We start from the raw sequence: 15,382 nt of genomic DNA, 5'->3' as shown, positions 1-15,382 counted from the left end.
CCTTCGACGCGCGCTCAGCCATGGGACGTCGTGCCCTGGCGCAGCCGCTCGTTCGTGATCGCGGCGCCCGAGAGTTCCTCCCGTACGGCGCCGCCATCGAAGATGCAGACGCGGTCCACCGACCGGACGATCTCGTCCGTATCGGTGGAGACGATGATGACGGCCACGCCGCTGCGGCTGAGGTCGTCGATGATGCGCAGCACGTCCTGCTTGACGCCGACGTCGATGCCGCGCGTCGGCTCGTCGAGGATGAGCAGCCGCGGCTTCGTCGCCAGAACGCGGCCGAGGCACACCTTCTGCTGGTTTCCGCCGCTCAGTGTGTCGACGGTCGTGGACGGCCCCGGCGCCTTGATGCCCATCGCTTCGAAATAGCGGTCCGACAGGCTCCGCTCGGCGTCGTTGCTGAGAAAACCGGAGCGCGCCAGCGAAGCCAGCGAGGAGAGCGAGATGTTCTCGCTGATCGTCATATGCTTGACGAGCCCGTCGCGATGCCGGTCGTCCGACAGGAAGGCGATGCCGGCGTCGAAGGCGTCGCGCGGCGAGGCCGGCAGCTTGCGGGGCGCTTCGCCCGCAAAGGCGATCGTTCCCGAGCGGACCGGAACGAGGCCGAAGACCGCCCGCACCAGTTCCTTGGCGCCGGCGCCCGGAAGGCCGGTGAAGCCGACGATCTCGCCGGCATGCAGGTCGAGCGCCTCGACCTTCACGCCCGCACTGACGACCAAGCGCAGGCTGACGGCCGCAGGCTCGGTGTCGAATTGCCGCCGTTCGCGCTGGAACAGGACGAGACCGCGGCCAAGCACGAGCTCGGACAATTGCTCCGAGGTCAGTCCCTTCACGTTCTCAGTCCCGCCGGCGAGCACGCCGTCGCGCAGCACCGAGCAGGCGTCGCAGATTTCCAGGATCTCGTCATTGTAGTGCGAGATGAAGATGAAGGTGACGCCCTGCGCCTTGAGGTCGCGCATGAAGGAGAAGAGCTGCGCCCTGTCCTCCACCGTCAGGGCAGCGGTGGGCTCGTCGAGGATGATGATCTTGCCGCCGCTGAACATGGCGCGCAGGATGTTGAGCTTGCGCCGCGCCACCGCGTCGAGCCGCCCGGCCATAGCCTGCGGATCGATGCCGGTTCCCTCCAGCATGCGCGCGGCGTCGGCGCGGAGCTTGCTCCATCGGACGAAACCGCCGGAAGACGGCCAGATGCCGAGCATCAGGTTCTCGGCCGCCGTGAGATGAGCGACGATCATCGGCTCCTGCGTGACCAGGAAGACGCCGGCCTCCTCCATCGCCTTGATGTCGACATTGGCAATGGCCCGGCCGTCGAGAAAGATCGTGCCCGACGTCGGCGTACGCTGCCCGGAGATCAGGGACACAAGCGTGGACTTGCCGGCGCCGTTCTCGCCCAGGAGCCCATGGATGGTGCCGCGGCGGATGCCGAGCGAAACGTCGTTCAGCGCCAGGACGGGACCATAGCGCTTGGTGAGATTCTCGACCCTGAGGATGAACGGGTCCTCTTGCGATGCGACTGCCGAGGCTGCTGTCAAAACGAACTCTCCGACGACGACCGGAAAGGAAAGCTCCCTTCGGCGCGGACACGCCACGCCGGCATGGGGCCAGCGTGGCGCAGATCATGTCTGCGATCAACCGCCATCAGGCGGCGGCGCCATCAGGCGTTGGATGGATCAGGTATAGGGGATGCCCCACTCCTTCTCCGCGATCGCGCCCCAGTGGCGCTTGTCGCCGGCGTTGTCGCCGTCGATGACGAATGGCGGGATGATCAGCGTCGGGCCGGTCGTGCCTGCGACGATCTCGCCCTTTTCCCAGAAATATTTCTTGTTCTCGTAGGTGCCGGTCGGAACCGCCTCGCCCTTGAGCGAATGCTTGACCAGCATCTCGACGGCGATCTCGCCGTAGGCGATCGGGTCCTGCGAGACGCAGGCATCCATATAGCCTTCCTGGATCCACTTCAGCGCGACCGGCTCGCCGTCGATGTTGACGAAGATGACGTGGCCGTCCTCGCCCACCCTCTTCCAGCGGTTCTTCTGCTGGAGCGCGGTAACAATGCCGCGCGACGGGGAGTCGCTCGGCGCATGGACCGCGTCGAGGTCGGGATATTCCGACAGCGTCGAAAGCGTCACCGACAGCATCTGGTCCAGTGCGCCCTCGGTCGGACGGGCCAGATACTTGATGTCGGGATATTTGGCGAATTCCTCGTCCATGCCTTCCTTGCGCAGCCGCCAGGCCACGCTCTGCAGCGCGCCGAAGCAGTTGAGCACAGTTCCTTTCGGGCTGCCGTGCTTCTTGGTCAGGCGCTTGATTATCTCCTGCGCGGCCATGACGCCGCCCAGCTTGTTGTCGAAGCTGACGGTGATCGCTACATCGCCGCCGTCCGCCGGCGTATCGATGATGCCGACGGGAATCTTCTTCATGTTGTAGCGGCGGATCGCCGACACGATCGCCTGGCTGTCGATCGGATCGGAGACGATCGCCGACGGCTGGCTCAGCATCAGGCTCTGCCACTGCTCGAGCTGCTTGGTGTTGTCGAAGCTGGCGTTGGTGGCCTGGAAGCGCATCTTGTTCGCCGCTACGGCGCGCTTCACCGCCTCTTCCTGGATAACGAAGAAATAATAGTCGAGGCTCTTGTTGCTGTAGGGGATGAAACCTTCATCCGCCCATGCAGAGCGCCCCAGCAACGTGCCGGTGCCGGCCGCGATACCCAAAGCGCCGCCCGCCTTGAGCAGGCCGCGACGAGTCAATCCGTTCAATCCGTCCATCTGCTTCCTCCCGCAGTTTATCTAGCAATACTAGATTTCCAGAAACCCTTCAAGCCTTTTTCGCAGCTTCGCGCAACTAAAATATTGCAGGAGGCGTCCGGTCATATTCAACAAAAATCTCTATATTTTTCAATATTTTATCTTATGCCCTGATTGAGATGGCACAAACGGGATCGCGCCGCGACCAGCGGCGGCAACACACGCAACAAAATAAGGCCAATATGTAGTATTTACTATTTATCGCGGAGTTTCACATAGGCGGTCCCGTCAAAGCGGCCGACAACCATCCCCCGGGATTCCCGTGTGAACAGGCCGTTTTCCACCACGCCGGGGATGCGGTTGAGCTCGATCTCGAGTTTCGCCGGTGCCGGAATGACTCCACACCGGCAGTCGAGGATGAAATTGCCGCTGTCGGTGACGACCGGCTGACCGTCGCGCATACGGCGTTCGATCGCGGCCCCCTTCACGCGATTGTCCGCGAGCGCCCGCGCGACCATCCGCTCGGTCTGCTTCCAGGCGAACTGCACGACCTCGACCGGCAGCGGAAAAGCGCCGAGCTTGGCCACGATCTTGCTTTCGTCGCAGATGGTGATCATGCGCTTCGACGCATGCGCCACGATCTTCTCCCACAGCAGGCACGCGCCGCCGCCCTTGATCATGTTGAAGTCGTGATCGATCTCGTCGGGACCGTCGACGGTGAGGTCGATCTCACCCATGTCGTTGGGATCGGTGATGGCGATGCCGACCTCCCTCGCCACGTCGTTGGTCGAGCGCGACGTGGTGGTGCAGGTCAGCTTCATGCCGCGCGCGACATGCTTGCCGAGTTCCCGCACGAAGAAATGCGAGGTCGTTCCAGACCCCAGCCCGAGTTTCATGCCATCCCCGATGAATTCCTCGATGACCTTGCGGCCTGCCGCCTTCTTCGCCTCGTCCTGGACGCTCATCACTATTCCTCGCTACGCATGGGCGCGCCCGCCGGCGGGCGCAATTCAGATCTTTTCCGTCTGCCAGAAATCGAGCGCCGGAAGCTGATCCGGAAACTCGCTGCCGCTTGTCATCGCAATCGCGGTGACAAGCATGTTCACCACGAGATGGTGGTTCAGCCGCGACGCCAGCGGCGTCATCAGTTCCGTGCGGTCGTAAGGCAGGACCGAGATCAGCACGTCCGACACCTGGGCCAGCGGACTTTGCGCCGCCGTGATCGAAAGCACGCGCGCCCCTTTGGCGCGGGCGGCGGTCGCGATATCGACCATCTGCTTGGTATGCCCCGACTGCGAGAAGATCAGCACCACCTCGCTCGGCCTGGACGTCTCGGCATGAAGCCATTGCTTCTTGCGGCCGATCAGGGCCGCGCAGCGCATGCCGAGCCGCTGGAACTTGTGTTCCGCGTCCAGCGCCGTGATCTCCGAAATGCCGCTGGCGTAGATGCCGACCCAGCTTGCGGCGTTCAAAAGCCTGGCGCCCTCGTCGACCTGCTGCGGTTCGAGGTCCTCCAGCAGCCGCTGGATCGCGTTAAGCGAATTTCGGGCGGTCTTGCGCACGACGTTCTGGATGGAATCGTCGGGCACGATCTGCTCATAGGCGAACGGCGCCGACGGAACCAGGCTCTGCGCCAGATGAAGCTTGAAGTCCTGATAGCCCTGGAAATCGAAGCGCCGGCAAAAGCGCATGATCGTCGGGTCGCTGACCGCGCATTCCTGCGACAGCCGCGCCATGCTCATGTGGATGACATCCGAAGGATTGGCACTAACGAAGCGCGCGACGCGCAGTTCGGCCGATCCCATCCCTTCGCTTTCCTGCAGGATACGCTGGAGCAGGCTTACCGCCATCGTCAGTCCTCCCTGCCGGCGTCATCCATGCCGTCAAGATCGCGCAGACGGGCAAGCCGCATGGACGGCTCGACATCGACGCGGCGGCCGGTCCCCCAGGACACGGCGTAGAAGGGAACGCCGGCGCCGGCGGCGGTCGTCTTGTCCACGATCGTGTCCCCCACATAGGCCCAGGGCCGTCCGTTCAGCTTCATCCGCTCGGCCACCGCCATGAGGTGCGCGGGGTCGGGCTTGCTCGCCGGAGCGGCGTCGGCGCCGACGATCGCGTCGAACAGATGAGCGATGCCGAGGATGCCAAGGACCTTCAGCGCCAGTTCCTGCGGTTTGTTCGTGCACAGGCCGAGACGGATGCCACCATCTCGGAGCGCTTCGAGATCTTCCCGGACATGCGGATAGAACCGGGTCCTGTCGGCGGGCGTGCGGGCATAATTGTCGAGATATTCCTTGAGCGCCGCATCGATCGTACCGTCGTCCGAAGGCAGGCCGAGCGAGACGAAAAGGTCGTGGACGAGCCGACGGGCGCCGAAGCCGATGAATTTTTCCACCGTCGCGACGCTCTGGGCCGGCCAGTTGTTGCGCTCCAGCATGAGGTTGAGCGCGGCCGCGATATCGGGCGCGCTGTCGATCAGCGTGCCGTCGAGGTCGAATACCAGCGCTTCATACCGATGGGTCTGCGTTGTCGTGGCCATTCGTCTCCCCGCTTCCTATCGGTCCAGGCCGGAACCGGATAAGGCCGAAAAAGCCCCGGACAAGTCGTCGTAAAGGCCTGCATAGATCGCAAACGCCTCGCGCATCGCCGCCGCGCCGGCCGCGTCCGGCGTTTCGCGGGTCACCGCACGGCAGGATTTCGCCGCTTCGACCGCGTCGGCCCAGACGCCGACGCCGACGCCGGCGACAAGGGCGGCACCGAATGCTCCGCCTTCCGCGGCGCCTTCCGTGGTGACGACGTCGCAGCCGAAAAGATCGGCCTGCATCTGCCGCCACAAGGCCGAACGCGCCCCGCCGCCCGACGCCTTGATGATGCTGCGGCCAATGCCGGCGGCTTCCATGAGGCGGTAGATGTCGAAAAGCGAATGCGTCACGCCTTCCATCAGGCTGCGCGCCATGTCCGCCGCCTCGTGACGGGCGGTGAGACCGACGAAACCGCCGCGTGCCGAGGGATCGGGATGCGGGCAGCGTTCGCCGTTGAGATAGGGCAGGAAGACGAGGCCATGTGAGCCGGTCGGCGCATTGGCCGCGATCCCCGCCATGTCCTTCGCCGAGGGCGCCTCCCCGCCGCGGAAACCGGCCAGCATGGTGCGGAACCACTCCATCGCCCCGCCGGCATTGAGCGAAACGCCCATGCAATGCCATTTCGATGGCGCGACGTTGCAGAACACCTGAAGCCGCCCGTCCGGATTGGCGACCGGCGCGTCGAGCGCGGCCGCGACGATGCCGGCGGTGCCGATCGTCGTCTGCAGCGCGCCGGGCGTGATCACGCCGGAGCCGATGGTCTGGATGACGCTGTCGCCGCCGCCGCCGACAACCGGCGTTCCTTCCGGGATGCCGAAGAGCGCAGCGCCCGATCGGCCGACCTTGCCGCTGACGACATGCGATTCATGACAGGGCGGCAGAATGGCGGCGTCGAGATCCAGCAGCTCCAGCAGGCCGGATGCCCAGCGACGCTCCCGCGTGTCGAAAAGCCCGGTTCCGGACGCGTCGGAGACCTCCGTCGCGATCTCGCCGGTGAGCACGAGACGCAGATAGTCCTTCGGATTGACCACATGGCGCAGCCGGCCGAACAGATCCGGCTCGTGGTCGCGCATCCAGATGATCTTGCCGCCGGTATAGCCGACCAGCATCCGGTTGTTGGTCCGCGCCAGCAGACCCTGGATGCCGCCGGCGCGTTCCGTGATGGCGTCGCATTCGGCGCCGTTGCGCTGGTCGTTCCACAGGATCGCGGGACGCAGCACCTTGTGGCCGGCATCGAGCGGCGTCAGGCCGTGCATCTGGCCGGAAAGCCCGACCGCCGCGAGCTCGGCCTCCGGCCGCTCGGCAAGAACCGCAGCGACGGCTGCGCGGGCGCCGTCGATCCACGAGGCGGGGTCCTGCTCTGTCCAGCCCGGACGCGGCTGCGACAGACCGTAGGTCTCGGTGTGGCTCGCCAGCACCACGCCCTCGCCGTCGATAAGCAGCGCCTTGCAGCCGGACGTTCCGATATCGATGCCGAGGAGCGCCTGGGTCACCGCCTCACCTCGCCTTCGGCTCGCCGTAGCGGATGCGGACATGCTTGAAATTCATGTATTCGAGCATGCCTTCGCGGCCGTGCTCGCATCCCACGCCGCTCTGCTTGCGCCCGCCATAGGGCGCGTTCATGATTCCCGCATCGACATTGTTGACGGCGACGTTGCCGTAGTCGAGCCGCGCCGAGGCATAGCGCACCTCGTCCATGTCGCGGGCATAGAGATAGGAGGCAAGTCCATAGGGCGTGTCGTTGGCCAGGTCGATCGCCTCGTCGAGGCCGTCATAGACCATGACGCCGACGAGCGGGCCGAACGTCTCCTCGGTCATGACCTTCATGTCGTGCGTGCAATCGGCCAGAACCGTCGGGCGGAAGAAATGACCGCGTGCGAAGGCCTCGCCCTGCGGCGCGCTGCCGCCGGCCACGAGCCGCGCGCCCTTGGACAGCGCGTCGGCCAGATGGTCCTGCGTCTTGGCGAGCGGCTCGGCGGAGGCCATCGCGCCGACATCGGCGTCCGGCATGTCGATGCCGTTGCCGATGACCAGCGCGTCGGCGGCGCGCCCGAGCTTCGCCGTGAAGTCGTCGGCGACGGCGCGCTGGACGTAGATGCGGTTGATGGCGATGCAGATCTGGCCCATGTTGCGGAAGGAACGCCGGGCAGCCCCCTTCACCGCCGCGTCGATGTCGGCGGAGGCGGTGACGACCAGCGGGCAGTTGCCGCCGAGTTCCAGCGACAACCGCTTGACGGTCGGACACGACTGCTGAATGCGCAGCCCCACCGCGCTGGAGCCGGTAAAGGCGATCTTGTCGACGCCGGGATGCTCGACCAGCGCCTGCCCCACCTTCGAACCCGGCCCCGTCACCACATTGACGACACCCGCCGGGATGCCGGCCGCTTCGACCATGCGTGCGATCGCCAGCGCCGTGAACGGCGTCAATTCCGCAGGCTTGATGACGATGGTGCAGCCCGCCGCCAGCGCCCCACACAGTTTCCAGCCGATCAGCTCGGCCGGATAGTTCCACGGCGTGATGGCACCCACCACACCGATCGGCTCGCGCACCACGAGGCTGTCGATGTCAGTGGTTGCATTGGGGACGATCTCGCCGTGGACGCGCACGGCTTCTTCGGCGTAGAAATGGCAGGCCTCTGCGAGTTTCAGGATCTCGCCGCGCGCCTCGTTGAGGGGCTTGCCCTGCTCCAGGGTCATGGTGCGCGCCATGTCGTCCGCATGCACGGCGATCGCCTCACCAAGCCGGCGAAGCGCCTTTGAGCGCTCGACCGGCGCCAGCCGTGACCACGGCCCGAAGGCCTTGCGCGCAGCCGAAACGGCGGCATCGATCTCCGCGGGGGTGGCGGATGCGATATGCCCGAGCACCTCCCCCGTGGCCGGATTTTCGACCGGAATCTGCGCGCCCTCGCCTCGCCGCCACGCGCCGTCGACAAAGAGCATGCCGGCCAGTTCCTGAATCACTTTTCCTCCATCCTCACGACCGAGTCCGCGGATTTTCCTCACACCTGCCGTCAATAACTAGATTTACTACATGGCGCAACCGTGTTGGGCTATGCTGGCGCAGCTGACCACCAGAAACAATGGTATTTTCATTTAAATCATTGTTTCAAATGGCATAATTATTCGTCATCCTGACCCTTTCCGGAAACAGGCCGCGATAGGTAACACAAGGAATTGACCTGGAAAAGCAAACCGAGGCAAGATATGATGCTGGTCAAAATGTTAGTTCTACTACTACCAAAAATTCGTGCATCGGCACGAGAAATTGGCTACAAACCCTCCTTATCGGCGTTTCCGACAAGCCGTTCGGGAGGAAAACTACAATTCTCGCCAATCCCGGCGGCATGACGGATACCCACAGCGGAGGAATCGCATTTATGTCCTATATGTCGAAATACGACCTTTCGGGCCGGCGCGCGCTCGTGACCGGCGCGGGCCAGGGGATCGGCGAGGCGTGCGCCGCAGCACTTGCCGAGGCCGGCGCGCATGTCGTGGTGACCGACCTGAACGGCGCCCGCGCCACGGCGGCGGCGGAGCGGCTGGCAGCCAAGGGAGGCAAGGCGGAAGCGCACCAGCTCGACGTGACCGACACGGCCGCCCTCAATGCGCTTGCCGCATCACAGCCAGTCCTGGATATACTGGTGTGCAATGCCGGCATCGCTTCCAACACACCCGCCGAGGACGTTTCCGACGAGGAATGGGACCGTGTCATCGGCATCAACCTGACAGGCGTCTTCAAGACCTGTCGCGCCTTCGGCCGCAAGATGCTGGAAGCCGGCCGCGGGTCGATCGTCAATATCGGGTCGATGTCGGCCGACATCGTCAACACGCCGCAACCCCAGTGCCATTACAACGCCTCGAAGGCCGGAGTCCATCATCTGACGCGGTCGCTGGCGGTCGAGTGGGCGCTGCGCGGCGTGCGCGTCAACGCTGTCGCGCCGACCTATATCGAGACGCCGCTGCTGGCCAATCTGGAAGACAGCAAGGGCATGGTCGACCGCTGGATCGACCTGACGCCGATGAAGCGGATGGGCCAGCCGGACGAGATCGCCTCGGTGGTCCTGTTCCTCGCTTCGGACGCGTCGAGCCTGATGACGGGCTCCATCGTCTCGGCCGATGCCGGCTATACCTCTATCTGAAGCCTTTTGCCGCTTGGGCGGGCCGCGCCGCGAGCAGGCAGGCAAAGCGGGAAAACGCCTGCAAGGAGGGCCATGACTTGAGCGACGCGCTCTATCTCGCCATCGACGTCGGCACCGGAAGCGTGCGCGCGGCGCTCGTCGACAGGACGGGCAGGCCGATCGCCATCCGCGCCTTCGAACACGAGCAGATCGTCCCCGAATACGGCTGGTCGGAGCAACGGCCCGCCGACTGGTGGGCCGGCGTGACGCGCGCCATCCGCGCGGTGCTGGACGATGCGCCGGATGCCGCGCGGCGCATCGCGGCGGTCTGTGGCTGCGGCCAGATGCACGGCACGGTGCTGCTCGACGCGAACGGACGACTGACGCGCGACACCGTTCCGCTGTGGAACGACAAGCGCACGATGGGCCACGTCGCCGCGTTCGAAAAGCGTTTCGGCCTGGACGAATTCATCGCCGAGAGCGGCAATCCCCCTGCCCCACCCTGGCCGGGCTTCAAGCTGCAATGGATTCGCGACAACGATCCGGAAGCCTACCGCCGGGCGACAGCGGTGCTGATGCCCAAGGACTACGTGAATTATCGCCTCACCGGCGAGATCACCATGGACCGCACCGAGGCCGCCTGCTCCTTCATGATGGATCCGCGCACCGGCGACTGGTCGCAATCGATGTGCGACCGGCTAGGTCTCGACCGCGACAAGCTGACGACGATCCGCGATCCGGCCGAGGTGCTGGGCGGCGTGAGCGCCGAGGCGGCGCGCGAGACGGGCCTGCGCGCCGAGACGCCCGTGCTGGTCGGCGGCGGCGATTATCCCGTCGCCCTGCTAGGTTCAGGCGTGTGTCGTCCCGGCCTGGGCTCGGACGTGACGGGCACGTCGTGCATCATCACGGTCATCGCCGACAAGCCGCTGCCGGCGCCCGAAATCTCCAACGTCGGCACGCCAGAAGGCAATTGGGGCGCCTTCATCCTGCTCGAGACGGGCGGCGACGCGATGCGATGGGCGCGCCGCGCCTTCCATGAGAATGGCTGGAGCTACGAGGCGATCGCCGCCAAGGCGGCGGAAGCGCCGGCCGGCGCCCTGCGCCTCTTCTTCATGCCCTATCTCGTCGGCGAGCGGTTCGGCGAACATCGCAACGCCCGCGCGCAGTTCTTCGGCATCACGGCCGAGCACGGGCTGGCCCATCTTCACCGCGCCGTGCTCGAAGGCGTGGCCTTCGGCGCGACGCGGCACCTGCATCTGATGGAGGACATCTCCGGCCGCAAGGTCGAGCGGGTCGTCGCCTCGAGCGGCGGAGCGAAATCGGAGCTGTGGCTGAAGATCAAGGCGAGCGCCTATAATATCCCCATCCTGCTTCCGGCCGAGCCGGAATGCGGCGTCATCGGCGCGGCGGCGCTCGCCGCGACGGCGGAAGGACGGTTTTCCCGCGTCGAGGACGCAGCCTCAGCCTTCGTGCGCTACGAGCGCGAGATCCTGCCAGACCCCGCATGGGCCGAGACCTATGCGCGCATGCAGCCCTTCTTCGAAAAGCTCTATCGCCATTCGCAGGCGCTCTATGACGATCTGGATCGGCTCTAAAGCGCGTCGCAAGCGGCCAGAAGCCGTTTGACAACAAACCATCCCAATCGATACTTGTCCGTACAGGATGATAAGTTCAGGAGACGGACGGATGGCGGATCAGGCGCGTGACCATCGCAGGCTGGCCAACGCCATCAGGGCGCTGACCATGGACGCCGTGCAGGCCAACAATTCCGGCCATCCCGGCACGGCGATGGGCATGGCCGACATCGCCGAGGTGCTCTGGAACGATTTCCTGCGCCACAACCCGGCCGATCCGGACTGGCCGAATCGCGACCGCTTCGTACAGTCGAACGGCCACGGGTCGATGCTCATCTATTCGCTGCTGCACCTGGCCGGCTACGATCTTTCGCTGGACGATCTGCGCCGGCATCGGCAGTTCGACTCCAGGACACCCGGCCATCCCGAACGCGGGATGACGCCGGGCGTCGAGACGACGACCGGCCCGCTCGGACAGGGCTTTGCCACAGCAGTCGGCATGGCGCTCGCCGAGCGCCGGCTGGCCGAGGAATTCAATCGCGACGGCTTTCCCGTGGTCGATCACTTCACCTATGTCTTCGCCGGCGACGGCTGCCTGATGGAGGGCATCAGCCAGGAAGCGGCGTCGCTCGCCGGCACGCTCGGCCTCTCGAAACTGATCGCCGTCTACGACGACAACAACATCTCCATCGACGGAGAGGTCGGCGACTGGTTCGCCGACGACACCGCAGCCCGCTTCCGCTCGCTGAACTGGAACGTGATCGCGGATGTAGACGGCCACGATCCCATCGCGATCAGGGCGGCTTTCGAGGCCGCGCACGCCTCCGAGCGGCCGACCTTGATCTGCTGCAAGACGATCATCGGCTTCGGATCGCCCAACAAGCAGGGCAAGGAGGAATCACACGGCGCCCCGCTCGGCGCGAAAGAAGTCGCCCTGACGCGCGAGGCGCTCGGCTGGGACTATCCGCCGTTCGAGATACCGGGCGACATCGTCGCCGGCTGGGACGGGCGCGAGAAGGGCGTGCGCATGCAAGCGGAATGGGAGCGCATGTTCGCAGCCTACGGAAAGGCCCACTCCGAACTCGCAGCCGAATTCAGACGCCGGATGAAAGGCGAGCCGTCGCCGGCTCTCGCCAAGCTGGTGAAGGAGGAAGCCGCCGCCATCCTCGGCAAGCCGGCGGAAGACCAGCCGCTGCGCAAGGCGTCGAGCCGCATTGCCGGCCTGATGACGAAAGCCGCGCCCGAACTGGTCGGCGGCTCGGCCGACCTCAGCCAGTCGACGCTGGCCTGGACGCAGGCGTCGCGCTCGATCCGGCCGGGCGACTTCTCCGGCAATTTCGTGCATTACGGTGTGCGCGAGTTCGCAATGTCGGCGATGATGAACGGCATGGCCGCGCATGGCGGCCTCGTTCCCTACGGCGCGACCTATCTCGTCTTCAGCGACTACAGCCGCAACGCGGTGCGTCTTGCCGCACTGATGAAGCTGCGCGCCATCTTCGTCTACACGCACGATTCCATCGGCGTCGGCGAGGACGGGCCGACCCATCAGCCGTCGGAGCAGCTTGTGGCGCTGCGCGCGATCCCGGACTTTTCGGTATGGCGGCCGGGAAGCGAGCTGGAAGCGCTCATCGCCTGGGACGAAAGCCTGCGCCGCGAGGGTCCGAGCGCGATGGTGCTGGCGAGGCAAGGCAGCAAGGGCGTCGATCACCGTGCGGGAGACGATAAAAAAATCCGCAAGGGCGGCTATGTGCTCTCCGATCCGGAAAACGGCGCGGCTCCCGATCTGGTGCTGGCCGGCACCGGCTCCGAGCTTTCCCTGGTGCGGCAGGCTGCGGCGCGGCTCGAAGCGGAGGGCGTCGCCGTGCGTGTCGTGTCCGTCCCGAATGCCAATATCTTCGCGCGCCAATCCGGGGATTACCGGTCCAGCGTGCTGCCGCGCCACCTGCCGACCATCGTTGTGGAGGCGGCCTGCTCGTTCTACTGGTATCAGTTCCTCGGCGAACGGCGCCGGATCATCGGCGTCGACCGCTTCGGCGAATCGGCGCCCGGCCCGGAGGTGTTCTCCCATTTCGGCTTCACAGTGGACGCCGTCGCGGAGGCGGCCAGCAACCTGCTTGCCGAAAACGGCGGCGCGCCCGCCGCTCCGGCATAGACGATAGACGGGAGGCCTGTGAATGTTCCTTGGAATCGATCTCGGGACCGGCTCAGTCAAGGCGCTGCTGATCGACGAGAGCGGCCGCCCGGTCGCCGAAGCGAACCGCGCTTACGCGTTGAACTCGCCGGTTCCCGGTCATGCCGAGACGGACCCGGACCTGTGGTGGACGCAAACCGTGGAGGCCGTGCGCGAGGCCTGCGCGGCGCATGGCGAGGCGGTGCGCGGCATCGGCCTGTCCGGCCAGGCGCACGGTTTCGTTCTGGCGGATGCGAAAGGAGCGCCGCTCAGGCCCGCCATTCTGTGGCCCGACCTGCGCACGGGCAGGCAAGTGCAGGATGCGCTGGCGCTCGACGGCGATTTGCGGCTGCCGCTGTGCAATCCCATCGCCACCGGCATGGCCGGACTCGGGCTCCTATGGCTGAAGCGGCACGAACCCGCGCTCCTGAACCAGGCGAGTGCCGCCCTGTCGCCGAAGGACTGGCTGCGGCTCAGGCTGACGGGCGAGCGCGCGACCGAACCCTCAGACGCCTCGATGACGCTGCTCTACGACATGCGCGGCGACGGCTGGGCAAGCCCCTTCGCCGAAAGCCTCGGCATCGACCTCTCCCTCCTGCCGCCGCTTCGCGCCTCTACGGACGTCGCCGGCAGCCTGACCGGCGAGGCCGCCTCGGCGCTTGGCCTGCGGCAGGGCATTCCCGTCGCCCACGGCCTTTCCGATACCGCCGCATGCCTGCTCGGGCTCGGTCAGTTATCGTCCGGTGAGACCGTGCTGCAGGTTGGGTCCGGCATCCAGATCATGACAATGGTCGACCGCGTGACGCCGGAACTCCAGCCCTTCTACAACACCTTCCGGGGCGTCGGCGCGGGCGTCTACAAGATGGCGGCGCTGCAGAACGGCGGCACGGTGTTCGAATGGGCGCGCGGCGTTCTCGGCGCCGACTGGGCCGAAATGTACGCACGCGCCTTTGCGCCGGGCGTCGACAATGGCGGCGCGATCTTCCTGCCCTATGTCAGCGGCGAGCGCGCGCCGCTGCTCGACCCGCAGGCGAGCGCGGTCTGGTCCGGCATGAGACTCGGCGCCGGGCGCGACCAGATCATCCGCTCGGTGTTCGAAGGCGTGGCGCTGGCGGTGCGCGACAGTTGGGACGCCCTGAAAGCCACCGGCGTCGAAGCTTCCTCGATGCTGCTCACCGGCGGCGGCGCCGCCGATCCCCGCTGGCGGCAGATGCTGGCCGACTTCGTCGGACTGCCGATGCGCCCGTTCCAGGGCCGCGCCGCCGCGGCGCTCGGCGCGGCCTATCTCGGCGGCATTGCCGCCGGCCACTGGCGCGGTGTCGAAGACCTTCCCTTCGCGACATCCGGCGAACCGTCGCTCGAACCGCGCCCCTGTCCCGGCCTCGACGACCTTCTGGCACGCTTCCGCATGACCTATCGCGCGCTGAAATCTACCCGCGAAGAGTAGCCACGGCCCTACTCAACCCTTCTGCCGGTAGAGGTCGATGCTGAGACGGGTCCGGTCCGGGTGATGCCAGGATTCATAATATTCGACCGCCTTGCCGTCCTGGTCGAACGTGGTCTCGCGGTTGAACAGCACGCGGTCGCCCCGTTTCAGCTTCAGGAGCGAGGCGATATGGCTGTCGGCGCGGCCGATCTCGATCGTGCGCCTGCCGGTCGAGGCGATGACGCCGCAGGCCTCGTCCAACCAGACATAGAGGGACTTGGTCTCCAGCCCGTCGAAGTCGAGAAGCGCCGAAAAGCGGCGGTACGGCAGGTAGTTCCGGACGACGAGCAGCAATTGCCCGTCCACATAGCGCACGCGCTCGAGAAAAACCGCCCTGGGATCGCCGATCGCCTCGGCGACATGCGCCGGCGCCGCGATCTGCTCCTGCCGCAGCACTTTCGTGGTCAGGGTGAACCCCGCCTTGACCATGCCCTCCTGCAACGGGTCCAAGCGCTGCTGGAGGACGATCGGCACCTTCTTTTCCCGCACGAAGGCGCCCCGTCCGCGTTCCGTCTCGATCAATCCGTCGAGCGCCAGCGACTGCAGGGCCTGCCGGACGACCGAACGCGAAACGCCATGTTCGGCGCACAATTCATGCTCGGACGGCAGCTTGCCGCCGCTGGCGATCGCGCCCGAAGCGATTTCGGACCGCAGGTGCTGCGCAAGCTGGAAATAGAGCGGAACGGGAGTTGTTCGGTCGATCATGCG

Annotated in this window: 12 protein-coding genes; 4 read left to right on the top strand and 8 right to left on the bottom strand. The window is 65.8% G+C overall.

The genetic code is table 11. The annotated features are described in order from the left end of the window. Nucleotides 1-14 precede the first annotated feature (14 nt). The 7 genes from ABMA46_RS08775 to ABMA46_RS08745 form a co-directional block, all read right to left on the bottom strand. On the bottom strand, nt 15-1,535 hold the full coding sequence (locus ABMA46_RS08775; protein WP_348998965.1) for a sugar ABC transporter ATP-binding protein: 1,521 nt from the start codon (nt 1,533-1,535) through the stop codon (nt 15-17). Between the two features lie 138 nt (nt 1,536-1,673). Next, entirely contained in the window at nt 1,674-2,765 is a 1,092-nt protein-coding gene (locus ABMA46_RS08770; RefSeq protein ID WP_348998964.1) for a sugar ABC transporter substrate-binding protein, read from the bottom strand. 233 nt (nt 2,766-2,998) lie between these two features. Next, nucleotides 2,999-3,709 carry a ribose 5-phosphate isomerase A gene (rpiA, locus tag ABMA46_RS08765; protein ID WP_348998963.1) on the bottom strand — a complete coding sequence of 237 codons (711 nt, stop codon included), beginning with the start codon at nt 3,707-3,709 and terminating at the stop codon, nt 2,999-3,001. 45 nt (nt 3,710-3,754) lie between these two features. Beyond that, entirely contained in the window at nt 3,755-4,594 is an 840-nt protein-coding gene (locus ABMA46_RS08760; protein WP_080919832.1) for a MurR/RpiR family transcriptional regulator, read from the bottom strand. A 2-nt stretch (nt 4,595-4,596) separates the two neighbouring features. Next, nucleotides 4,597-5,283 (bottom strand): HAD-IA family hydrolase, encoded by a 687-nt coding sequence (locus ABMA46_RS08755; RefSeq protein ID WP_348998962.1) that lies wholly within the window; start codon nt 5,281-5,283, stop codon nt 4,597-4,599. A 15-nt stretch (nt 5,284-5,298) separates the two neighbouring features. Then, nucleotides 5,299-6,819 carry a xylulokinase gene (gene xylB, locus ABMA46_RS08750; RefSeq protein WP_348998961.1) on the bottom strand — a complete coding sequence of 507 codons (1,521 nt, stop codon included), beginning with the start codon at nt 6,817-6,819 and terminating at the stop codon, nt 5,299-5,301. 4 nt (nt 6,820-6,823) lie between these two features. Further along, nucleotides 6,824-8,287, bottom strand: a complete 1,464-nt coding sequence (locus ABMA46_RS08745) for an aldehyde dehydrogenase family protein (protein WP_348998960.1) — start codon at nt 8,285-8,287, stop codon at nt 6,824-6,826. Between the two features lie 416 nt (nt 8,288-8,703). On the opposite strand from ABMA46_RS08745, the gene ABMA46_RS08740 reads away from it, so the two are divergent. The 4 genes from ABMA46_RS08740 (at nt 8,704) to ABMA46_RS08725 (ending at nt 14,635) form a co-directional block, all read left to right on the top strand. Further along, nucleotides 8,704-9,465, top strand: coding sequence for an SDR family NAD(P)-dependent oxidoreductase (locus ABMA46_RS08740; protein ID WP_348998959.1), 762 nt, complete (start codon nt 8,704-8,706; stop codon nt 9,463-9,465). A gap of 77 nt (nt 9,466-9,542) precedes the next feature. Next, entirely contained in the window at nt 9,543-11,039 is a 1,497-nt protein-coding gene (locus ABMA46_RS08735) for a xylulokinase (protein ID WP_348998958.1), read from the top strand. Nucleotides 11,040-11,130: 91 nt separating this feature from the next. Continuing rightward, nucleotides 11,131-13,170, top strand: a complete 2,040-nt coding sequence (gene tkt, locus ABMA46_RS08730; RefSeq protein ID WP_348998957.1) for a transketolase — start codon at nt 11,131-11,133, stop codon at nt 13,168-13,170. Between the two features lie 22 nt (nt 13,171-13,192). After that, nucleotides 13,193-14,635 (top strand): xylulokinase, encoded by a 1,443-nt coding sequence (locus tag ABMA46_RS08725; protein WP_348998956.1) that lies wholly within the window; start codon nt 13,193-13,195, stop codon nt 14,633-14,635. A gap of 12 nt (nt 14,636-14,647) precedes the next feature. On the opposite strand, the gene ABMA46_RS08720 is transcribed toward ABMA46_RS08725, so the two are convergent. After that, complete coding sequence (locus ABMA46_RS08720; RefSeq protein ID WP_348998955.1) at nt 14,648-15,379, bottom strand: GntR family transcriptional regulator; 732 nt, start codon at nt 15,377-15,379, stop codon at nt 14,648-14,650. Nucleotides 15,380-15,382: the final 3 nt, after the last annotated feature.

Source organism: Mesorhizobium hunchu (genome assembly GCF_040081975.1).
Classification (GTDB): Bacteria; Pseudomonadota; Alphaproteobacteria; order Rhizobiales; family Rhizobiaceae; genus Mesorhizobium; species Mesorhizobium hunchu.
This window is presented reverse-complemented; position numbering and strand designations above follow the sequence as displayed.